The following is a 17,724-nucleotide window of genomic DNA, read 5'->3' on the forward strand; positions in this document are numbered from 1 at the left end:
GGAGGGGAGCGAACGCCCGCCAAACACGCTCCCCTCCCCTCCGGGGAGGGGCCGGGGGAGGGCCGGGGGAGGGGCCGACATAGAACGTCGCCGCCCTCCCCACCCCCTCCCGCAAGCGGACGGGGGAACACGCTCCCTCACCCGCTGCGCAACAACCGCACCCGCCACTCGCTCGTCGCGACCCATCGCGCCTCGCCCTCGCGCACGATCCGGCTGCGCAGCAGCACCAGGCTCGCGATCCGCCAGCCCTCGCCCAGCACCACCGGCATCGCCGCGACGGCGTCCTCCGCCGCCCCCGCCAGCCCCCGCAACCGCACCGGCCGCTCGCCACTGTCGAAGATCCGCACCGCGATCCGCCCCTCGCGGCCGGCCATGTCCTTGGTCCCCCAATCGACCAGCACCGCTTCGTCGATCAGCGCATAGGGGCGCGCGGCGCGCACCGGCGGCGCGTCGAATATCGCCGTCACCGCGCCCGCCAGCGGCGCATGCCCCGCGAGCGCCGCGCGCAATGCCTCCTGCAAAATCCCCTGCACGCTCATCGCAGCAATCCTCCCACCCAGCGCAGCGCCGGATCGTCGCGCAGCCCGCGCCCGCTGACCGTCACGCCCGCCTCGTCCTGCACGACGTGCGCCTGCGGCATCGCCTCGCCCAGCCGCTGCGCCAGCGTTGCCGCCGCGCGCGCCGCCGCCGCCTCACCCGCACGGCGCCCTCGCGCCGCCAGCCCCTCCATCATGCGCAGCGCCGCGCGTCGCGCAGCCGCATCCGCCGCCACGGTCGCCACAATGCGGCAACCGCGGCGGGGGGCATCGCATCGCCCCCGCGCGCCTCGAACAGATGCGCCGCCAGCATCGTCGCGCCCTGTGCGATCCCCGGCGGCAATGCGTCCCAGCCATCGGCCAGTCCCGCCTCGAACGTCACCACGATCGTCGCCGCGCCGCCGGTCAGCCTTACCCAGCCCTGGCCCAGCGCATCGATGTCGATCGCATAGCCCGCACTCGCCAGCGGAGTCGTGCCACCGTCCGCGCCGATCGCGCCGACGCCGGTGATCGCCCGCACCGGCACTGCGCCCAGCGGCTGCCACGCGCCCCCCGCCGCGATCGTCTCGGTCATCGTCCGCGCGATCAGCGCCAGCCCGATGAAGCTCTCCGCCAGCCCCAGCGCGGTCTCCGCCAGCCCGCCGATCAGTTCATCTTCGCTCGCGTCGATGCTGCGCAGCATCCGTCGCACCGCGGCAATCGCGGAGGCGCGGTCCTCCGCCCCCAGCGCGATTGCGCCGGGGCGGTTCATTCCCGTGAACATCGTCGATCTCCCGCTCAGGCGACGGCTTCGGCCGCCGCGTCCCACTCGACTTGCTCGGCGATGACGCCGCCCGCGCGCGCCGCCTCGCCGCCCTCGGGCTCGGGCCAGTCGCCCCCGTTCCAGCTTCCCCCCGGCCCCAGATAGCCGACGACGCGACGCCCCTCGGCATCGACGCTGTCGGGCCGATACCAGTGCGCGCCGGGGGTCGGGTCGGGGTTGTGCGCGGTGCAGAATGCCAGATAGGCGTCGGCCTGCGCGCCCTCGCCCTGCGCGAACAAGACCACGCGGCTCATGCGATTGCCCCCCGATCCTTGCCCCACCGCGTCAATTGCGCGGCCTGTGCCGCCGACAAGGGGTCTGTGACCAGGATTGCGGAAATCAGGCCTTGCCAAAAATTAGAGGCCGTCGTCGGCGATGACGCCCCAAACCGCAGACGGTTGGATGTCGTTCCGGCAAGCGTACCAGTCCCGGTTACGGACGTACCGCCGTTGACCTGCAGGGCACTTGCGCCATCCGCGAACACGCTGCGGCAGATAAAAGGCCCCCCTGAAAAGTCCGTTACATCATCACGAACCGTTGCGAAGCTTGTGCCATCGGGTACGGTGATCGAAGCGCGGTTTACACCAGCCGAAGGTGCTCGCAGCACGCGGCGAGATAAGGCCCCGGAGGTTCCGCCCGAGCTGAAAGCCATTTTCGATCCAGCGTCAGCCGCGAGCGCGGTTTGCGTGACGAGAGCCCAAACTTCATATGGCGCAGAACCAGAGGGCAACGGGGATGGTGCCATCTCCAGATAGTCGTCGGTGCCGTCGAACCGCACTCCTGGTCGCCCGCCAAAGCTCGTGCTTTCCCACAGTGGCTTGAACCCGGAGGTCGCCTGCGAAACTGTGTATCCGTTTATCAGGTCCGTCCAACTCGTGACGTTGTTCCCCGCCAGCGCCATCCGATCGACGCGCTCGGCATCCCAGAAGCCGAGCAGCGCCGGCCCCAGCATCGCGTGCGGCCCCCCGCGCATCCGCGCCGCCGCCTCCCAGCTCGAAAGCCCCAGCCCGATCATCAGTACAGCGCCAGCAGGTCGGCGGCGGTGGTGCCGGTGGCGCGGATATATTGCGCGCGAAACGGCAGGATGCAGCCGCTCGGCACGTTCTTCCAGCTCTGGTCGATCGTGCCATTCACTCCGCGCATCGCGATGTTGCCGCCGGTGCCGACATATAGCGCCTTGGGAATGTTGGTCAGCGCGTTGGTATCGTGCGGCACCACCGCGACGGTGCGCGTCGCAGGCGCGGAAATGTGATCCGCCAGGTTGGCGAAGGAATCTGCCATGGAATGTCTCCAGAAAAGATCCTCCCCGAGCCCTGCTCGGGGAGGGGGACCATTCGCGCAGCGAATGGCGGAGGGGCCCGCCGCGAACGGCGGCCGTTGGGGGTCAGCTCGCCGCGAACTTCAGCAGCTTGATCGCCTCCGAATTGCTCACCATCCCGCCGATGCGCTTGGTGGCATAGAAGTGGACGAACGGCTTGTTGCTGTACGGATCGCGCAGGATCTGCGTCTCGCCGCGCTCGGCGATCAGATAGCCCGCCTTGAAGTTGCCGAACGCGATCGACAGGCTGTTGGCGGCGATGTCGGGCATGTCCTCGGCCTCGACCACCGGATAGCCGAGCAGGCTCGCGGGCTGGCCCACCGCCAGTCCGGGGGTCCATAGCAGTTGCCCGTCGCTGGTCTTGAACTTGCGGATGCGCGCCAGCGTCGCCGAGTTCATCACCCAGCTCGCGCCCTGGCGGTACGGCGCGCGCAGCGTCTGGACCAGGTCGATCAGCTTCTCCTCGGGATTGGCCGCGAACGCGCCCGCCGCACCGCTCGGCACATATTGCAGCGTCCCGAACGCGCGCGTCGCGTCGCCGGTCGCCGCGGTCGGCACCGCCAGGAAGCCCTTGGGCTTGCTGGTGCCGTTGCCGCTGACGAACGCGGCGCCCTCGGCGGCGGCGAATTCGCGCGCGACTTCGCCCGCCAGCCACTGCTCGACGTCGAACGCCACGTCGTCGAGCATCGCCTGGCTCGCGGCGGGGTTGGCGAACAGGTCGCCCATCGGCGGTGCGACTTCGTTGAACACCGGGCTATCGGTCTCGTCGCGCGCGCCGGTCTCGGACGCCCAGCCGCTCTTGAAGCCGCCGCTGGCGACCAGCTTGCGATACCCGCTGGTGCCGACCGTCACGACATTGGCGATCGCACGAATCGGCGAGATCGCCTTGAGCGTCACGTCGACCATCGCGTCGATCTCGCGCGGCACGGCATAGCCGCCCGCGGCGTCGGTCGCCCCCGACATCGCCTTGGCCTCGAACGCGCTGCCGCTGCGCAGGAACGCATCGAACCCGGCATCCACTGCGGGACGCCCGCCGGCCAGCATCGGCCGTACCGGCGGCAACCCGGCCCGCTCCACGGCTTCAAAGCTCGCCTCGAGCGCGTCTGCTTTCACTTCGATCATGTCATTCTCCCAGGACAAAAGAAAAGGCCCGGTCGGGATGTCCCGCCGGGCCTGGCAATCGGTTGAAAAGAGGGTGGGTTAGAGCGGCTCGGGCGGAGTCCCGCGCGTGCAGCAGTCGATCGCCTCGTCGAGGATCTGGTCGAACAGATCATCGTCCCCGCCCAGCTCGGCGCGAATCTCCTTGAGCGCCGGCACCAGCGACGGGTCGGCAACATAGGCCGCCGCCTCGATCGTCAGCGAATCGATCCCCTCCTCGCCCAGCAATTCGGCCACGCGCGGCAGCGCACGCTCGGGCTCGCGGATCGCAACGCCGATCAGCGCCTCGCCCGCGGCATCGCGATGGTCGTCGTCCATCCCCGCCGCCAGCGCCGCGCGCGTCGCATCGTCGTCGCGCTCGGACTGGGCGAGCAGCATCAGCGCCCAGTCGCGATTCGCAGGGTCGGCATCCTGCGTCAGCGCGATCAGCGTCGCGGCGCGCGCATCCGCCTCCGCATCGCCGGCCAGCGTCGGCTCGTCGTCGATCAGGCTGCACAGGAATGCAGAGGGCGGGCGATATTCGGGTTCGTCGGTCATGCCCCCGCTTTCGCAGTTTCCGCGCCGCTTGTACAATCCACAGCATGCACGCGCGCCAGCGGCTGCATCGGGCTGGCGACCAGGCTCACTTCGACCAGCGTCAGCGCAGTGATCTCGCGCCGCGCGCCGTGCCGCGCCGCGGTCACCCGATACCCGAACGACAGCCCGGTCACCGCGCGCTGTGCCACCAGCGCCGCCAGCCGCGGATCGTCCACCCGCGCCACCACGCGCAGCCCGTGGCGGTCCTCCCCCAGCGTCTCGATTCGCCCCACCGGCGCCCCGCCATGCTGCCACAGCAGCGGCACCGCCCCCGCCCCCGCAAACGCCCCCCGCCGCACCACATCGCCCCCGCGATCCACTGCGTCGAACACCGCGGCATAGCCCGCAAAGCGCACGCTCACTTCAGCCACCCCGGAAACCCCAGCTTGACCGCCAGCCCGACCAGCACCAGCGCCGCCAGCATCCGCCCCGCCCATTGGAACGCCCCCTTCAGCGCCGACCGCTTCGCATCGCGCCACGCCCCCAGCAGCTCGCGCAGCTCGGCCATGTCCTTCGCCGCCCCCGCATCCGCCAGCCCCAGCCGCGCCAGCGCCCGCGTCGCGCCCAGCTCGCCCGCCTCTTCCGCAATCGCGCGCAGCGTCGCCAGGTCGGCGCCATCGCCCTCGGCCTGCTCGATCAGCTGCGCCAGCACCAGTTCGTCGCTCATCACAGCCCCACTTTCGCGCGTTTCTCTTCCAGCGTCAGGAAATCGGCGCCGCTCACCAGCCGCCATAATTGCTCGCGGTCCTCGGCCATCGCCGGCACCCGGTCGAGATCGACCGCCAGCGCCGCCTGCGGAAACCACCCCGTCAGCCCCTGCGCGATCCCCGTCAGGATCGTCTCCGCCACCGGCAGCACCGCCAGCCGCCAAAGCGCGCGATTCGCCTCGCGGTAATTGGCGTAGCTATTGTCGCCGGGCAGCCCCATCAGCATCGGCGGCACCCCGAACGCCAGCGCGATCTCGCGCGCCGCCGCGGCCTTCAGCCCGACAAAATCCATGTCGGCGGGGCTCAGGCTCATCGCCTGCCATTTCAGCCCGCCTTCCAGCAGCATCGGCCGCCCGGCATTGGCGGCGCCCGCAAACCCCGCCTCCATCTCGGCCTTCAACCGGTCGAACTGCGCGGGCGAAAGCGCTGCGCCGTCGCCATTGTCATAGACCAGCGCCCCGCTCGGCCGCGCCGCATTGTCGAGCAATGCCTTGTTCCAGCGCGCGGCGGCATTGTGGATCGCAATCGCCCCCGCCGCCGCGCCCAGGCACCCGATGCCATAATGGTCGTCGAGCGGGTGAAACGCCTTGAGGTGGATCACCGCGGGCCGCCCGCCTGCATCCTCCGCCGCCAGCCGCGTCACGCTCGCCCCCACCCGGTATCGATACGCCACCGGCCATCCGCGCGCATCAGGCTCCACCTCGACTCGCTCGGGGCGCAACGCGAACAGCTCGACCACCTCGCCGCCGCTGTCGGTCAGCAGCTGGACATAGGCATTGCCGTGCAGCAGCAATTGCGCCGCCAGCACTTCGGTCAGCACCTGCCCCCCCGATCGCGTGGTCGCCAGCGCCACGATGCGCGGATCGCTCGCGGTCAGCGGCGCGCTGCCCACGCCCTCCGCGACCAGCTTCACCGCGCGCTGCGCCACGGCATTGTGGCAATATCCCTCGCGGACCTGCGCCTCGTAGCTGCGCGGCCAATCGCCGTGCATCCCCACGCTCGCACCCCGCGCCAGCGACGGACGCGCGTCTGCACGCCCGGCCGCCTTGCGCCCGAACCAGTTCATTGCCGTCTCCTCATGGAATTAGGTCGTCGGGCCAGCCCCGTGGAGCCAGGCCATCACATCACCCGCAATCGCGCCCTGCCGCTTAAAACTCAGCGCTCCCCTCCCGCTTGCGGGAGGGGTCGGGGGAGGGCCTGAAGTAGAAGAAGCGCTGCAAAGGTGCAGCCCCTCCCGCAAGCGAAAGGGGGATTAAGAAGGTAATGCGGAACGCGCCGAACGCCCCAAACCTACCGCTTCTGCCCAAACCAGATCACATGCCGCGGCCCCTTGCCGTTGCTGCGCGCCTTCACGGCCACTTCCTCGACGCGGAAATCGGCATCGCGCATCCGCCGCGCGAATTTCGCGTCGGGCCCCGCCGACCACACCGCCAGGAAGCCGCCGGGCTTCAACGCCCCGCGCGCCGCCGCCAGCCCGCGATCCGAATACAGCCCGTCATTGCCCGCGCGCGTCAGCCCGTCCGGCCCATTGTCCACATCGAGCAGGATCGCGTCATACGTCCCCCGCGCCCGCGCGATCATCGCCCCGACATCCTCGATCACGACCTCGACTCGGCGGTCGTCCAGGCACCCGGCAGTCAGCTCGGCCATCGGCCCGCGCGCCCACTCCAATATCTTGGGCACCAGCTCGCTCACCGTCACCCGCGCATTCGCCCCCAGCATCGCCAGCGCCGCGCGCAGCGTGAACCCCATGCCATAGCCGCCGATCAACAGATGCGGATGATGCTTCGCCACCCGCTCGATCGTCAGCGTCGCCAGCGCTTCCTCCGACCCGCTCATCCGGCTGTTCATCAATTCGTTGCGGTCGAGCACGATCATATGATCCCCCCCCCGCCGAAACAGCCGCAACGGATCGCCCCCCGGCACCTCGGCAGTATCGATCAATTCGCGCGGCGTCATAACGGCATCTCCCAGGAATCCCCGCCTTGCCCCGCCCCGGCCCCGATAGGCAAGCGTGGCGACCATGCGCTCCCCTCCCTGTAAGGGAGGGAGTGTCGGGTCGGCCATGCCCCCGGCATGGCCTGAACAGCGCGGGGCGCTGTTCACCCGGCACTGGGGTGGGTTGGCGAGCGAAGCGAAGCCATCCTAAGCTCACCCCATGCAACGCCGCATCCCTTTGCTCCTGACCACCCGTGCCCGCGAGCTTCGCAACAACCCGACGCCCGCCGAGCTGCTGGTCTGGCAACGCCTATCCCGCTACCGGCCACGCTTCACCCGCCAGCTCGTCGAGGCGCCGTTCATCAACGACCTGGCCTGTCGCGAAGCCCGGCTCGCAGTCGAGTTCGACGGAAGCCAGCATCTCGACGCCGCGGCCCAGGATGAGCGACGGTCGGAATATCTGCGCGCCAAGGGCTGGAACGTCATCCGCCTGTGGAATTCCGACGTCCTCTCGAACCCGGACGGTGCCGTCGCCCATATCTTGAGCGAAGCCGCCGAGTGCCTCGGCGGCACCCACCCCCAACCCCTCCCTTCCAGGGAGGGGAGAATCAGGAATCCACGTCTACGCTAGCCTCAAACCACGCGCCCGAGACGAAACGAATTCCCCTCCCTTCTAGGGAGGGGTTAGGGGTGGGTTGGCGAGCGCAGCGAAGCCATCCTAAGCTCGCCCCACGCCCCCCTCAAACCACCCGCACCGCCGCCCCCGCCGCGCGCCGCAGCATCAGTTCGGTCAGCGCCCATACCAGCGCATCGGCCCGATCCGGCGATCCGCCCGGCCCGTGATAGCCCGCGATGGTCAGCCCGCACATCTCGTCCTCCAGCGCGGGGTAGGCGCCGACATGGCGCACCTTCCCCACTTCATACAGCGCCGCCACCGGCTCGGCCCGCGCGCTCTTGCCCTTGCTGGCATGGACCAGCCGCACAGGCAGCGTGCTGTTCGCGGCGATCAGGACGCTGCGCACCATGTCGCCGCCCTGGTTGCGCTCGGCCACCACCCGATCGGCGCGGTGCCGCCGAGCGCATGCCGCCACCGTCGCCGCCCAGCCCTCGGGCGACAGTCCTCCCGCGCTCGCATCCTCGAGGACATAGGCCTTGCCGTCCTCGCCCAGCCCGACGCACACGATGCCGCACGCATCGCCCCCCGCGCTCGCGGGCGGGTCCACCCCCACCACCACGCGCGCCATCCCCGGCATCGCCGTCACCCGGCATTGCTCGATCATCGATCGCGTCCACAGCGCGCCGAGCAGGTCGTCGATCATCTCGCCCTCCAGTTCCTGCCGCCCCAGCCGCGTGCCCGCATAATCGGCGACCATCGCCGCCACGAAACTGGCGGGCAAATGCGGATTGTCGCGCGTGCGCCCCCGCGTCTCGGTAAAGCCGTCCATCGCCATCACCCGCCGCATCAGCTTCACCGGGCGCGGCGTCGTGGTCACCAGGGTCCGGGGCGTGCTCCCAAGCCGCAGCCCCAGCATCAGATTGTCCCACGCGGCGTCTCCGCCCGCGCGCCACTTGCCCAGTTCGTCGCACCAGGCGGCGTGATGCTGCGGCCCGCGCAGCTTTTCGGGCGCTTCCGCTGAAAACACGAAGCCCCGCGCACCCGAGGCGAAATCGATCTCGCCCGCCGCCGATCGCCAGCGGGGGCGCTCGTCCAGCCGGGCAATCCCCATTACCCCCGCCGGGCCTTCCACCATCACCCGGCGCACATCCTCCACTGTCGATCCCACCAGCGCGATCAGCGCATCGGGTTGGGTCCGGGCAATGTGCATCACCCATTCGGCGCCGGCGCGCGTCTTGCCGAAGCCGCGACCGGCGCGGATCATCCAAACCCGCCATTCGCCCTCCGGCCATGCCTGCCCCTCATGCGCCCACATCCACCATCGCGACGCCAGCTCGCGCCGCTGCGGCTCGGTCATCCGGGCGATCACCTTCACCCGTTCGAAGCGGGGTAGCGCCAGCAGCCGGGCAAGGATGTCTGCATCCTCGGCGCGCGTGCTCATGGCGCGGCCTTGCGCACACGCTTCTCGGCGGCGTCGATCTGCTTCAACAACGCCGCATTGGTTTCCTGGACCGTGGCGATCCGCGGCTTCGGGCCGCCGCGATACGGCACGCCCTCCATCGCCTTGCGGTGCCGCTCGAGGACCGACTGCGCCAACAGCGTGTCGATCGGCGGCAGCCCGGCCCGCTCCAGCGCGTCGTCCTGTCCCTTGCCCGCCAGCGCGTGCGCGACAAGCTGCGTCTCCAGCATCTGGTAGCCGAGCTTCAGCGCCTTGTCCCATTCGACGGCGAAACCCGGGTCGCGCCGCCGCTGGATATACACCGCCTGCGAAGCAACCCCCGCCGCCCGCGCGGCTTCGCTGACGTTGCAGGTGGCAGCGAGCGTGTCGAAAAAGGCGTCGCGCATCTCCGCCGTCCAGTGGATGCGCATGCGTTTCGGCTTGTCCATTCGATCCTCCCGCCGGTCCGCGAGCCCAAAAGCGAACGGGCCGCAGCACCTGGGTGCCTGTGAGGGGACACTGAGGGCGGGAGTGCCGGGATAAGGCGGCATTGGGCGGGATTAGGTGGGACGAGTGGCGGAAATGCGTGGGTTTTGGGTTGCCGCGGGGCGCGGGGCGCGGTTTGGCCACTGTCTAGAGTCATTGGGCTCCTAGACGACGTTGGGACAGGTCGGGCTGGAGTCTGGGCGCGCGCGGGGGCTTTGCGTGAAAGTGCCCTTTAGAGCGCCTTAGCGGCGGAAAAGCGTGGGTTTAGGCGCGACTAAGGCGCGGGCGCGGGCGTTGGGAGCGTAATTTTGTTGCGGGAACTGGGACCCCGAGGAGTCTCAGTTAGCGCCGTGGGCCGGGGGCCGACGAAAATGGCGGAAATGCTGGGGTTTCCCGGCTCGGCGCCGACGAAACGGGGCGGTGCCGGCGCTTCCTAACTGGGACCGTTTTCTGCGCGGGGCGGCCTACTCGGCGCTGAAGCCTTCGGGGTTCTTGATCGAGATGATATCGGCCTTGCAGGTCTCGTGATCGATGCGTGCCCAGGCGGTGAAGATGCTCTTGCCGCCCAGCGCGTTGGCGGCGCGGAAATCCATGCGTAGGATGTGGTTGCCCACGTCATTTACCGGCGCGATCGTCGTTTCGGTGTGCGAGAAGCTGTCGGGGTCGCCCAGCTTCGCCTTGATCTGCTTGATCAGGTCGCGGTTCGAGCCGTCCCAACTGCTCAGACAGTGGAACCCTTTTACCTTTTCCTCTGCCGCCTCCTGTTCGGCCTGCGCGACCTTTGCAGGATCGGGCGCCTCTTTTGCGACCGGGAAAGTCTCTTCCTTCGCCGCTGGCGTGCCGTCTGAGAGCAACCAGAAAATCACCAGGAAGAACACGATGGTGCCGATGACGATGTTGCGCGCCCTGGCGAGACGCATCGCCTCCAGATCGGTGCGACAATGTGGGCAGGTCCGCGCGCGGGCGCTGATTTCTTCGTCGCAGCGCGGGCAGCGGGTGCGCCCTGCGTCTGATGCCGCGACTTGCCACCTGTCAGCCATGGTTTCCCCCAAGGATCGTCAGAGTTTCCGCCCGATGAATATCACACGCCCCACGATGTTCACTTCGTCTTCGCTCGCCACGGCATCGGGCACGCGATCATTATCGGACAGTATCGTGATCGTGTCGCGCATGATGCGGATGCGTTTGATCATGGCGATGTGCCCGACGTTGAGCGCCCAGATCGCGTCCTGTTCGTGGATGGTGCGTTGCGAGCGGTCGATCAGGATGATGTCGCCATCCATCAGAGTGGGCACCATCGAATCGCCGCGGCCCCGTGCGAAGGTGAGCTGCGATGGCGGCGTGCGGGTGATCCGCTCCAGCCAAGGGCGAGGGAAGTGCAGCACTTCCGCCTGAACGTGCTCCGAGTCCGAATAGGTCCCGCCCATCCCGTAGGCCAGATCGATCTCATGCACCGGGACAAGATCAAGGTCATCCGAAGCGCCCTTGTCACCCCCGCCACCTTCGGTGCCGGTTAACAGCCACTCCAGGCTGACCTCCAGAGCCCGCGCCATCTTGATCGCATTATCGGCGCGCGGGGTGGTGAATTTTTTCCGCATGTCGCTGAGCGCGCTGCTGGAAATTCCGCTTTTTCGGCTGAGCCACGCATCAGTCCGACCTTTTAGCGCCGAGTCCACGCGAGAAATAAGGTCAACAACCGAGAAACCGGATTGATCCGGTTTGTCGGATGATATATCCGATAACTCGGACCGATTTAGCGGATTGGACATATGGCGCTTACACAAGACGAACGCGAGTGGCGGGAGAACGTGAAGGCCGCGATTCGCACGCGGTACGGATCGGTCTTCCGGTTCGAGGATGCGTTTGATCTGCCCCGGAAGTCCGCATCGGACGTCCTTCGCGGTCGCACGAATAAGAGCGTCAGCGACGCCTTTGCCAAAGTTCTGCCTCCCGAGATGGCCCGTCAGTCCGACAAATCGGATAGCAGCAACGAGTGCCGCGCGCATCGTCAAAGTGCGGAGGCGCGCTAGACATGGTCGCCGCAGCCGCAAACGACGTGCCCGAGCCCATCCCCGCGGGCGAGATCGTGCTGGTCGGCGTTGCCGACGTGCGCGAGGGCGAGCGGCTTCGGCCTATCGATCCGGTCTGGGCCGAGGCGCTGGGCGGGATCATGGCCAAGGAGGGCCAGCAGACCCCGATCGAGATTTGCGCCGAGGCGGGTAAGCCGGGCTGGCTGCTGGTGGCGGGCGGGCATCGGCTTCGGGGTGCCGGCATGGTCGGCATGGAGCTGATCGAGGCGCGGATCGTGTCGGGCAGCGAGGCGCATCGGCGGATGCGCGAAGTCACCGAGAATCTGTGGCGACGTGAGCTGGAGCCAATCGACCGCGCCGCGTTTCTCGCCGAGTTGGTGACGCTGCATAAGGTGTCGCGCGGGATCGACCCGACCAAGGATGGACGGTCGGCGTCGGTGCAGGTGCGCTGGCAGAAGGCTCTGAAGGAAGAGGCTGCCGATACAACGGCAACGGTTGCCGTTGTATATGGATGGAGCGCCGAAGTTGGCGAGCAGCTCGGGCTTTCCGAGCGCACCGTCCGCAACGACCTCTACCTTTACCGCCGTTTAGCCCCCTCTTTGATCGCCCGGCTGCGCGCCGTGCGGCACCCGGTTGCGGGGAATGCGGCGCAGCTGAAGGCACTGGCGAAGCTGGAGCCGGGCGAGCAGGCGGCGGTGGTCGATATGCTGGCGCTGGTCGGCAATGATGGCGTGCCGCTGGTCAAGACGGTGAGCGATGCGCGGGCGCGGCTTTCGGGGGACAGCGCGGCTGTCGACCCGGCGGACAAGCGCTTTGCGACGATCATCGGCACCCTAAAGCGCATGGGCGTGTCGGAGCGACTGGGGTTGTTCCAGTCTCCGCAATTCCATGATCTTATTCCGGCTGAGGCGCGGCAGTTGCTGGCGCCGATGCTGCGCGCTGGCGCCGAGAGCGATGGGGAAGAGAATGACCTCGGGTTTGAATCGGCGCGTTCAAGCAGCCGAGAAGCTGGGTTGGGTCGCGATGAGCGATCTGTTCTGGCGGGCGGGGCTGACGCGGGACGCCAGCGACATCCTCGCGGCGCAAAGGGCGAAGGTACATCCGCGCACGGTGCGCCGTTGGCGGGACGATCAAGCGTATCTGCGGGAGCTGCTGACGCAGAGGTAAATCCGCTCACACCCGCCGTGCCGATCCGGCAATCGTGCAAGCCGGATTACATGGTTTGCCTGGAGTGCGGCGAGAAGGTCCAGCACCTTAGCCTGCACCTTCGCACGGCGCATATCCTGACGCGCGCCGAGTATCTCGTGCGGTGGAAGCTGCCGCTCGACTATCCGTTCCTCGCGCCCAATTACAGCGAGGCGCGGCGCAAGGCACACCGGGCGAACGTTGTGCGCGTCGTTGCCGCGCGGGGTGCGGCATGAAGCGGCTGCGCCCCCGGATCGTGCCGCTTAACCCGGCGCAGGCCGAGCAGCTCCGCACGATCCTGGCGCTGATCGTGCGGCGCGCGGCGGGCCGGGTCGATACGGCGCGGGTGTGGGCCGAACTGGCCGAGCAGCACGGCGCCACGCTCCATTTCGTCAACGGGACCCATCACCTCAACATCGCCGGCATCGCCGCGACCTGCACCTCGTGCACCGCGGGCGTCATCGCCGCGTGGGTGCGCGCGGCGCGGCGGCGGCTGGCGCAAGCGGGAGAGCAGGCATGAAAATCCGTGTGGCTTCGCGGCCCGACCCGGTGCGCGTGCAGATCAGCGTCGGCGACCTGGTGTTCGCGTTCGTGTTGGGCGGCGCGTTTTTCGTGCCGATCGTCCTGCTGGCGATCGGGATTGCGACGGGGGCGTTCGAATGACGCCGAACCAGAGTCAGGCGCTGGACTTCGTCCGGGAGCGCATCACCAAGGCGGGGTTCGCCCCGACCCTCAAGGAAATCGCCGAGCAAGTCGGGGTGTCCGAGCCGGGCGCGCGCCGGATCGTCGAGGCGCTGGCGGCGCAGGGCTATCTGCAGCGCAAGCCAGGCATGACGCGGGGGATCGAGCTGCCGGGCAGCGACCTGCGCGTGGTGGACAGCGCCGCATTGTGCGCCGAGCTGAAACGGCGCGGCGAATGGCCGGTGGCCGAGCGGCGGGGCGCGAGCGATGGCGGGGATTGCGGCGCGTTCGGATGCCGGGACGCGGCGGTGCATGACGGGTTTTGCGGGCATCATTGGGGGCTGATCCCGCCGGGCGTGCTGCGCTCGCTACAGGAACGCGCGCGGTGGCTCCACGAAGAGCCGACGATCGCAAGCCGGCGGGCGTACATGCAGGTGTACCAAATGGTGCGCGACATGCTGCACTCGACGTGGCGCCGGTGATGGCGGCGCGGGTGCCCGAGGCCGACCGGCTGCGCGCATGCCGCCTGCGCTTCGAGCGGGCGCTGCGCGACGGGATCACGATGACCGAGGCCGACACGCGGCTGTCGCTGGAGCGGATCGCCGAGCGTCGGCGCCGGATCGAGGCGATTCGCACCCGCGCGGCGCCGGTCGCCGCCGACCGATCGACCCAGACCTATCACCGCAACTGCGCGCTCCTGGGCGAGCGCGACGATCAGGAGGATTGAGCGATGCGTGCGATGTTGAGGACGAGAGTCCAGCGGATCAGCCGACAGGAGCACCGCGAGGCGCTGGCATGGGCGCGGCGGTGGCGCGCTGAGCACCGGGCCGAGTTCGACGCTCTTTACCCGCCGTTGAAGTACGCACCGCGCTGCCCGACCTGCGGCCAGGAGCGCGGGGCATGAGCGGCGGTTCCAACCTGCGCCGGGCGCCCGATGCGCTGACGCCGCCGCGCGTCGCCCAGTTCCTGCGGATGCTGGAGGCGGTGAATTCCGATCCCTGGGAGGTGGCGATGCGCGCCGCGAAGCCGGTGGCCTATCTGCGCGCCGAGCCGGGCCAGGCGCGCAAGCCGGCGCCGGTGAGCTGGGCCGAGCGCGAGATCGCGCGGAGCGAGGCGGCGCGCGCATGGCTGCGCCAGCGGGGCGTTGCCGTGGTGCGCGTGCTGAGCGCCGCCGCGGTGCCCACGGGCATGTTCACGGTCTCGACGCACCGGGGCGAGTTCACGCGCGCGGACGTGGTGCGGATCGCCGAGGGCATGGGGTTTTGCGGGGAGGATGCGGCGTGATGCGCTGGCTTCCCCGCTTCGAGTCCTACGAATGGTGCGGCTGCGATGACGGCGGCGAATTCGAGGGCCGGGAGTTCACCGCGACCTGGGGCCGCTGGACGATGACGCTCGCGTTCGGGCGCTACAACGGGCGGCTTGACTGATGGTCGCCTATTCCTTCGCGCCGATGTTCGCCGAGGCCGTTGCCAGTCTGGCGAAGCGGCAGACGGTGCGTGCCTTTCGCAAGCGCCACGCGAGGCCGGGCGAAGCGCTCCAGCTCTACACGAGCATGCGGACTCGATCCTGCCGCAAGCTGCTTGCGGTCGACCCGGTGTGCGTCGATCTGCGCCACATCCTGATCGCGCACGGGGCGCTTCAGCCGCTCTTTATCTCGATCGAAGGGCGCGACCTCGATCGCGATGAAATCGAAGCGTTCGCGATCGCAGACGGATTCGGCGGCGGCGCGGAGCCGGATGGCCTGGCTGCCGACCGCATGGCTGATTTCTGGCTGCGGCATCATGGGGCCGAGTCCTTTGGCGGCGTCGTGATCCGCTGGGAGCCGCGCGCCTGATGTCCCGCCGCGCCGCCCCCGATCCTCGCCAGATCGACCTGTTCGCCGCCGAGAGGCCGGTGGGCAGGCCGGGAGGGTTTGCGGGTGCGGATGCGTGGGTGGCGACCGAGGTCGCGCAGATGCTGAAGGACGATCCGCGCAGCCGCGAGGAGATTGCCGGGGCACTGAGCGCGTCGCTTTGCGAGGAAGTCTCGCGCTGGATGCTGGATGCCTATGCGTCGCCGGGGCGCGACAGCCACAATATCAGCTTTGCGCGCGCCATCGCGCTGGCGGCGGTCACCGGAAGCCGGGCGCTGATCGAAGAAGCGGTCGCGCGGCTGGGCGGTGAAATCTCGTGGGGATCGCAGATCGTCGCCGCCGAGCTGGGCCGCGCCGAGGCCGAGGCCGAACGGCTGAAAATCAAGATCAAGACACTGCGCCACATGGTGCGAAGGGACGGACATCGGTGAAATTGGGCGGGGGAAAAGAGTGGTTCACCGCGTCGGAGCTGGCCGAGCTGGCGTTGCCGGGCCTGTCGACCGCGCGGAACAAGATCAACCAGCGCGCCAGGGACGAAGTCTGGGCGTTGAAGGTCAGCGCGACCGGCGCACCGCTGGCGCGGCCCCGGATGGGGGCCAAGGGCGGCGGGCTGGAATATCACCTGTCCGCGCTGCCCGCCGCCGCGCGATCGGCGCTGGTCGCGCGGGGCGTGGGGGTGGTCGCCGACGTGTCGAGCGCGCCCGAGACCGGGAGTGCCGCGAAGTGGCGCTGGTACGCCGCGCAGACCGACAAGACCAAGGCCGAGGCCGAGCGGCGCATGGCGATCATCGCGCTGGTCGAAACCTATGAGAGCGTCGGGCTGACGCGCAGCGCGGCGGTTGCCAGCGTGGCGGGCCAGCGCGGCGTGGGCGCGTCGACGCTGTGGGACTGGCTGACCCGCATCCAGGGCATCCCGCACTCCGACCGGCTACCGATCCTGGCGCCGGGCAAGGCGTGCGGGGGCAAGGAAGCCGAAATGGACGATCGCCTCTGGGAGTATTTCAAGTCGGATTATCTGCGCCCCGAAGCGCCGACCTATGCCGATTGCTATCGCCGGACCACCGAATATGCGGGCACGATCGATGCGCCGATGCCGTCGCTGAAGGCGCTGACGCGCAGGCTGCAACGCGAGATCGATCCGCGCGTCGTGATCCTGCGCCGCAAGGGCGCCGACGCGCTGCGCCAGACGCTGCCGCCGCAGACCCGCAGCGTGCGCGACCTCCACGCGCTGGAGGCGGTCAATATCGACGGGCACAAGTTCGACGTGTTCGTGCGCTGGCCGGATGGACGGATCGGGCGCCCGCTGATGGTGGCGATCCAGGACCTGTACAGCCGCATGTTCCTGTCGTGGCGGATCGACGAGAGCGAAAGCGCGCTGAGCACCCGGCTGGTGTTTGCCGACCTGTTCCGCGACTGGGGTATTCCCAAGGCGTGCGTGCTCGACAATGGCCGCGCCTTTGCCAGCAAGGAACTCACCGGCGGTGCGAAGAGCCGGTATCGGTTCAAGATTCGCGACACCGACCCGACCGGCGTGCTGGTCGCGCTGGGAATCGCGATCCATTGGGCGTTGCCGTTTCGCGGCCAGTCCAAGCCGATCGAGCGGGGTTTCCGCGATTTTTGCCAGTCGATCGCCAAGCATCCGGCGTTCGCGGGTGCATATACGGGCAACAAGCCCGACGCCAAGCCCGAGAATTACGGCGAGAAGGCGATTCCGATCGAGGTGTTCCGCGAGGTCGTGGCGCGCGGCATCGCCGCGCACAACGCCCGCGAGGGTCGCCGGACCGAGACGGCGAACGGGAGCAGCTTCGGAGCGGTGTTCCGCGAAAGCTATGCGACCGCCCCGATCGGCAAGGCGACCGATGAGCAGGTGCGGCTGGCCATGCTGTCGGCCGAGAGCGTGCGGTGCCATCGCAAGACGGGTGAGATCGTGCTGGAGGGCAACCGCTACTGGTCGGCGGAGCTGAGCGCGCATCATGGCGAGCTGCTGACGATCCGGTTCGACCCGGACAACCTGCACTCCGAGATTCAGGTCTATACCCAGGCCGGTGAATTCATTGCGACCGTGCCGGTTTACGCGCCGGTCGGGTTTTTCGACAAGGCGGGCGCGAAGGCGCGGGCCAAGCTGGAAGCCGATTACAAGCGCAAGGTCCGCGACATGGCGAAGGCCGAGCAGCTGCTCGACGCCGCCGATCTGGCCGCGATGCTGCCCGATTACGAAGACGAGACCCCGGCTCCGCAAGCCGGCGTGGTGCGCCCCGTGCGCCACCGCGGCCACACCGTGGCGCAGATCAAGCCGGTGACCCAGCGCCAGCAGCTCGCCGCCGTCGAACAAGCGAACCTCGACATCATCGACCGCCTCGCCGCCGCGCGAACGAAGCTGCGGTCGGTCCAATAATCCAAG

Annotated in this window: 28 protein-coding genes; 12 read left to right on the forward strand and 16 right to left on the reverse strand. The window is 68.9% G+C overall.

Features of this window, described 5'->3' with window-relative positions; all coding sequences use genetic code 11:
• Positions 1 to 137: 137 nt before the first annotated feature.
• The 12 genes from gp17 to TS85_RS17065 all read right to left on the reverse strand — a co-directional run bounded on the left by gp17 (position 138) and on the right by TS85_RS17065 (position 7,056).
• Positions 138 to 539 carry a tail completion protein gp17 gene (gene gp17, locus TS85_RS17015; RefSeq protein WP_044333827.1) on the reverse strand — a complete coding sequence of 134 codons (402 nt, stop codon included), beginning with the start codon at positions 537 to 539 and terminating at the stop codon, positions 138 to 140.
• Complete coding sequence (locus tag TS85_RS17020) at positions 536 to 733, reverse strand: hypothetical protein (protein WP_044336493.1); 198 nt, start codon at positions 731 to 733, stop codon at positions 536 to 538. The genes gp17 and TS85_RS17020 overlap by 4 nt, the downstream gene beginning before the upstream one ends.
• The gene (locus tag TS85_RS17025; protein ID WP_227698523.1) at positions 730 to 1,299 is read right to left on the reverse strand and encodes a head-tail connector protein; all 570 of its coding nucleotides are present in this window, start codon (positions 1,297 to 1,299) and stop codon (positions 730 to 732) included. The genes TS85_RS17020 and TS85_RS17025 overlap by 4 nt, the downstream gene beginning before the upstream one ends.
• Positions 1,300 to 1,313: 14 nt before the next feature.
• Entirely contained in the window at positions 1,314 to 1,592 is a 279-nt protein-coding gene (locus TS85_RS17030) for a hypothetical protein (RefSeq protein WP_044333828.1), read from the reverse strand.
• Complete coding sequence (locus tag TS85_RS25530) at positions 1,589 to 2,353, reverse strand: hypothetical protein (RefSeq protein ID WP_155006460.1); 765 nt, start codon at positions 2,351 to 2,353, stop codon at positions 1,589 to 1,591. The genes TS85_RS17030 and TS85_RS25530 overlap by 4 nt, the downstream gene beginning before the upstream one ends.
• Positions 2,353 to 2,619, reverse strand: coding sequence for a spike base protein, RCAP_Rcc01079 family (locus TS85_RS17035; RefSeq protein ID WP_044333829.1), 267 nt, complete (start codon positions 2,617 to 2,619; stop codon positions 2,353 to 2,355). Before TS85_RS17035 ends, TS85_RS25530 begins: the two co-directional genes overlap by 1 nt.
• A gap of 103 nt (positions 2,620 to 2,722) precedes the next feature.
• Positions 2,723 to 3,778, reverse strand: coding sequence for a phage major capsid protein (locus TS85_RS17040; RefSeq protein WP_044333830.1), 1,056 nt, complete (start codon positions 3,776 to 3,778; stop codon positions 2,723 to 2,725).
• Positions 3,779 to 3,856: 78 nt separating this feature from the next.
• On the reverse strand, positions 3,857 to 4,351 hold the full coding sequence (locus TS85_RS17045; RefSeq protein WP_044333831.1) for a hypothetical protein: 495 nt from the start codon (positions 4,349 to 4,351) through the stop codon (positions 3,857 to 3,859).
• On the reverse strand, positions 4,348 to 4,752 hold the full coding sequence (locus TS85_RS17050) for an HK97 family phage prohead protease (protein ID WP_227698806.1): 405 nt from the start codon (positions 4,750 to 4,752) through the stop codon (positions 4,348 to 4,350). Before TS85_RS17050 ends, TS85_RS17045 begins: the two co-directional genes overlap by 4 nt.
• Entirely contained in the window at positions 4,749 to 5,057 is a 309-nt protein-coding gene (locus TS85_RS17055; RefSeq protein ID WP_044333832.1) for a DUF6127 family protein, read from the reverse strand. The genes TS85_RS17050 and TS85_RS17055 overlap by 4 nt, the downstream gene beginning before the upstream one ends.
• Positions 5,057 to 6,163, reverse strand: a complete 1,107-nt coding sequence (locus TS85_RS17060) for a phage portal protein (RefSeq protein ID WP_044333833.1) — start codon at positions 6,161 to 6,163, stop codon at positions 5,057 to 5,059. The genes TS85_RS17055 and TS85_RS17060 overlap by 1 nt, the downstream gene beginning before the upstream one ends.
• A gap of 224 nt (positions 6,164 to 6,387) precedes the next feature.
• Positions 6,388 to 7,056 (reverse strand): spermidine synthase, encoded by a 669-nt coding sequence (locus TS85_RS17065; RefSeq protein WP_044333834.1) that lies wholly within the window; start codon positions 7,054 to 7,056, stop codon positions 6,388 to 6,390.
• Positions 7,057 to 7,255: 199 nt separating this feature from the next.
• Here TS85_RS17065 and TS85_RS17070 point away from each other — a divergent pair, with 199 nt between their 5' ends.
• A complete protein-coding gene (locus tag TS85_RS17070; protein ID WP_044333835.1) occupies positions 7,256 to 7,666 on the forward strand; it encodes an endonuclease domain-containing protein in 411 nt (136 codons plus the stop codon).
• A gap of 109 nt (positions 7,667 to 7,775) precedes the next feature.
• Here the strand turns inward: TS85_RS17070 and TS85_RS17075 are convergent, their stop codons facing one another.
• The 4 genes from TS85_RS17075 to TS85_RS17090 all read right to left on the reverse strand — a co-directional run bounded on the left by TS85_RS17075 (position 7,776) and on the right by TS85_RS17090 (position 11,344).
• On the reverse strand, positions 7,776 to 9,092 hold the full coding sequence (locus TS85_RS17075; RefSeq protein ID WP_044333836.1) for a DNA-packaging protein: 1,317 nt from the start codon (positions 9,090 to 9,092) through the stop codon (positions 7,776 to 7,778).
• The gene (locus tag TS85_RS17080; RefSeq protein WP_044333837.1) at positions 9,089 to 9,538 is read right to left on the reverse strand and encodes a hypothetical protein; all 450 of its coding nucleotides are present in this window, start codon (positions 9,536 to 9,538) and stop codon (positions 9,089 to 9,091) included. Before TS85_RS17080 ends, TS85_RS17075 begins: the two co-directional genes overlap by 4 nt.
• Positions 9,539 to 10,039: 501 nt before the next feature.
• The gene (locus TS85_RS17085) at positions 10,040 to 10,495 is read right to left on the reverse strand and encodes a hypothetical protein (RefSeq protein WP_044333838.1); all 456 of its coding nucleotides are present in this window, start codon (positions 10,493 to 10,495) and stop codon (positions 10,040 to 10,042) included.
• A gap of 138 nt (positions 10,496 to 10,633) precedes the next feature.
• Complete coding sequence (locus TS85_RS17090; RefSeq protein ID WP_227698524.1) at positions 10,634 to 11,344, reverse strand: LexA family transcriptional regulator; 711 nt, start codon at positions 11,342 to 11,344, stop codon at positions 10,634 to 10,636.
• Here TS85_RS17090 and TS85_RS24995 point away from each other — a divergent pair, their 5' ends adjacent.
• The 11 genes from TS85_RS24995 to TS85_RS17135 all read left to right on the forward strand — a co-directional run bounded on the left by TS85_RS24995 (position 11,345) and on the right by TS85_RS17135 (position 17,718).
• Positions 11,345 to 11,605 carry a hypothetical protein gene (locus tag TS85_RS24995; protein ID WP_044333839.1) on the forward strand — a complete coding sequence of 87 codons (261 nt, stop codon included), beginning with the start codon at positions 11,345 to 11,347 and terminating at the stop codon, positions 11,603 to 11,605.
• A 2-nt stretch (positions 11,606 to 11,607) separates the two neighbouring features.
• A complete protein-coding gene (locus TS85_RS26150) occupies positions 11,608 to 13,026 on the forward strand; it encodes a MucR family transcriptional regulator (RefSeq protein ID WP_052507978.1) in 1,419 nt (472 codons plus the stop codon).
• Entirely contained in the window at positions 13,023 to 13,310 is a 288-nt protein-coding gene (locus TS85_RS17105) for a hypothetical protein (protein ID WP_044333840.1), read from the forward strand. Before TS85_RS26150 ends, TS85_RS17105 begins: the two co-directional genes overlap by 4 nt.
• Positions 13,307 to 13,453, forward strand: a complete 147-nt coding sequence (locus tag TS85_RS25540) for a hypothetical protein (RefSeq protein WP_155006461.1) — start codon at positions 13,307 to 13,309, stop codon at positions 13,451 to 13,453. The genes TS85_RS17105 and TS85_RS25540 overlap by 4 nt, the downstream gene beginning before the upstream one ends.
• The gene (locus tag TS85_RS17110) at positions 13,450 to 13,953 is read left to right on the forward strand and encodes a LexA family protein (RefSeq protein ID WP_044333841.1); all 504 of its coding nucleotides are present in this window, start codon (positions 13,450 to 13,452) and stop codon (positions 13,951 to 13,953) included. Before TS85_RS25540 ends, TS85_RS17110 begins: the two co-directional genes overlap by 4 nt.
• Positions 13,953 to 14,198, forward strand: a complete 246-nt coding sequence (locus TS85_RS17115; RefSeq protein WP_162184737.1) for a hypothetical protein — start codon at positions 13,953 to 13,955, stop codon at positions 14,196 to 14,198. Before TS85_RS17110 ends, TS85_RS17115 begins: the two co-directional genes overlap by 1 nt.
• Before the next feature lie 173 nt (positions 14,199 to 14,371).
• Positions 14,372 to 14,755 carry a hypothetical protein gene (locus TS85_RS17120; RefSeq protein ID WP_044333843.1) on the forward strand — a complete coding sequence of 128 codons (384 nt, stop codon included), beginning with the start codon at positions 14,372 to 14,374 and terminating at the stop codon, positions 14,753 to 14,755.
• Positions 14,755 to 14,898 carry a hypothetical protein gene (locus TS85_RS25545; protein WP_155006462.1) on the forward strand — a complete coding sequence of 48 codons (144 nt, stop codon included), beginning with the start codon at positions 14,755 to 14,757 and terminating at the stop codon, positions 14,896 to 14,898. Before TS85_RS17120 ends, TS85_RS25545 begins: the two co-directional genes overlap by 1 nt.
• On the forward strand, positions 14,898 to 15,305 hold the full coding sequence (locus tag TS85_RS17125; protein ID WP_044333844.1) for a hypothetical protein: 408 nt from the start codon (positions 14,898 to 14,900) through the stop codon (positions 15,303 to 15,305). The genes TS85_RS25545 and TS85_RS17125 overlap by 1 nt, the downstream gene beginning before the upstream one ends.
• Entirely contained in the window at positions 15,305 to 15,754 is a 450-nt protein-coding gene (locus TS85_RS25000) for a hypothetical protein (RefSeq protein WP_052507979.1), read from the forward strand. Before TS85_RS17125 ends, TS85_RS25000 begins: the two co-directional genes overlap by 1 nt.
• Positions 15,751 to 17,718, forward strand: a complete 1,968-nt coding sequence (locus tag TS85_RS17135; protein ID WP_162184738.1) for a transposase domain-containing protein — start codon at positions 15,751 to 15,753, stop codon at positions 17,716 to 17,718. The genes TS85_RS25000 and TS85_RS17135 overlap by 4 nt, the downstream gene beginning before the upstream one ends.
• Positions 17,719 to 17,724: the final 6 nt, after the last annotated feature.

The organism is Sphingomonas hengshuiensis (assembly GCF_000935025.1).
GTDB classification, from domain to species: Bacteria; Pseudomonadota; Alphaproteobacteria; order Sphingomonadales; family Sphingomonadaceae; genus Sphingomonas; species Sphingomonas hengshuiensis.

What these genes read in the sequence shown, in the direction of transcription:
- gp17 (WP_044333827.1), bottom strand. Translation starts at nt 539, where the DNA reads ATGAGCGTGCAGGGGATTTTGCAGGAGGCATTGCGCGCGGCGCTCGCG.
- TS85_RS17020 (WP_044336493.1), bottom strand. Translation starts at nt 733, where the DNA reads ATGATGGAGGGGCTGGCGGCGCGAGGGCGCCGTGCGGGTGAGGCGGCG.
- TS85_RS17025 (WP_227698523.1), bottom strand. Translation starts at nt 1,299, where the DNA reads ATGTTCACGGGAATGAACCGCCCCGGCGCAATCGCGCTGGGGGCGGAG.
- TS85_RS17030 (WP_044333828.1), bottom strand. Translation starts at nt 1,592, where the DNA reads ATGAGCCGCGTGGTCTTGTTCGCGCAGGGCGAGGGCGCGCAGGCCGAC.
- TS85_RS25530 (WP_155006460.1), bottom strand. Translation starts at nt 2,353, where the DNA reads ATGATCGGGCTGGGGCTTTCGAGCTGGGAGGCGGCGGCGCGGATGCGC.
- TS85_RS17035 (WP_044333829.1), bottom strand. Translation starts at nt 2,619, where the DNA reads ATGGCAGATTCCTTCGCCAACCTGGCGGATCACATTTCCGCGCCTGCG.
- TS85_RS17040 (WP_044333830.1), bottom strand. Translation starts at nt 3,778, where the DNA reads ATGATCGAAGTGAAAGCAGACGCGCTCGAGGCGAGCTTTGAAGCCGTG.
- TS85_RS17045 (WP_044333831.1), bottom strand. Translation starts at nt 4,351, where the DNA reads ATGACCGACGAACCCGAATATCGCCCGCCCTCTGCATTCCTGTGCAGC.
- TS85_RS17055 (WP_044333832.1), bottom strand. Translation starts at nt 5,057, where the DNA reads ATGAGCGACGAACTGGTGCTGGCGCAGCTGATCGAGCAGGCCGAGGGC.
- TS85_RS17060 (WP_044333833.1), bottom strand. Translation starts at nt 6,163, where the DNA reads ATGAACTGGTTCGGGCGCAAGGCGGCCGGGCGTGCAGACGCGCGTCCG.
- TS85_RS17065 (WP_044333834.1), bottom strand. Translation starts at nt 7,056, where the DNA reads ATGACGCCGCGCGAATTGATCGATACTGCCGAGGTGCCGGGGGGCGAT.
- TS85_RS17070 (WP_044333835.1), top strand. Translation starts at nt 7,256, where the DNA reads ATGCAACGCCGCATCCCTTTGCTCCTGACCACCCGTGCCCGCGAGCTT.
- TS85_RS17075 (WP_044333836.1), bottom strand. Translation starts at nt 9,092, where the DNA reads ATGAGCACGCGCGCCGAGGATGCAGACATCCTTGCCCGGCTGCTGGCG.
- TS85_RS17080 (WP_044333837.1), bottom strand. Translation starts at nt 9,538, where the DNA reads ATGGACAAGCCGAAACGCATGCGCATCCACTGGACGGCGGAGATGCGC.
- TS85_RS17085 (WP_044333838.1), bottom strand. Translation starts at nt 10,495, where the DNA reads ATGCGTCTCGCCAGGGCGCGCAACATCGTCATCGGCACCATCGTGTTC.
- TS85_RS17090 (WP_227698524.1), bottom strand. Translation starts at nt 11,344, where the DNA reads ATGTCCAATCCGCTAAATCGGTCCGAGTTATCGGATATATCATCCGAC.
- TS85_RS24995 (WP_044333839.1), top strand. Translation starts at nt 11,345, where the DNA reads ATGGCGCTTACACAAGACGAACGCGAGTGGCGGGAGAACGTGAAGGCC.
- TS85_RS26150 (WP_052507978.1), top strand. Translation starts at nt 11,608, where the DNA reads ATGGTCGCCGCAGCCGCAAACGACGTGCCCGAGCCCATCCCCGCGGGC.
- TS85_RS17105 (WP_044333840.1), top strand. Translation starts at nt 13,023, where the DNA reads ATGAAGCGGCTGCGCCCCCGGATCGTGCCGCTTAACCCGGCGCAGGCC.
- TS85_RS25540 (WP_155006461.1), top strand. Translation starts at nt 13,307, where the DNA reads ATGAAAATCCGTGTGGCTTCGCGGCCCGACCCGGTGCGCGTGCAGATC.
- TS85_RS17110 (WP_044333841.1), top strand. Translation starts at nt 13,450, where the DNA reads ATGACGCCGAACCAGAGTCAGGCGCTGGACTTCGTCCGGGAGCGCATC.
- TS85_RS17115 (WP_162184737.1), top strand. Translation starts at nt 13,953, where the DNA reads ATGGCGGCGCGGGTGCCCGAGGCCGACCGGCTGCGCGCATGCCGCCTG.
- TS85_RS17120 (WP_044333843.1), top strand. Translation starts at nt 14,372, where the DNA reads ATGAGCGGCGGTTCCAACCTGCGCCGGGCGCCCGATGCGCTGACGCCG.
- TS85_RS25545 (WP_155006462.1), top strand. Translation starts at nt 14,755, where the DNA reads ATGCGCTGGCTTCCCCGCTTCGAGTCCTACGAATGGTGCGGCTGCGAT.
- TS85_RS17125 (WP_044333844.1), top strand. Translation starts at nt 14,898, where the DNA reads ATGGTCGCCTATTCCTTCGCGCCGATGTTCGCCGAGGCCGTTGCCAGT.
- TS85_RS25000 (WP_052507979.1), top strand. Translation starts at nt 15,305, where the DNA reads ATGTCCCGCCGCGCCGCCCCCGATCCTCGCCAGATCGACCTGTTCGCC.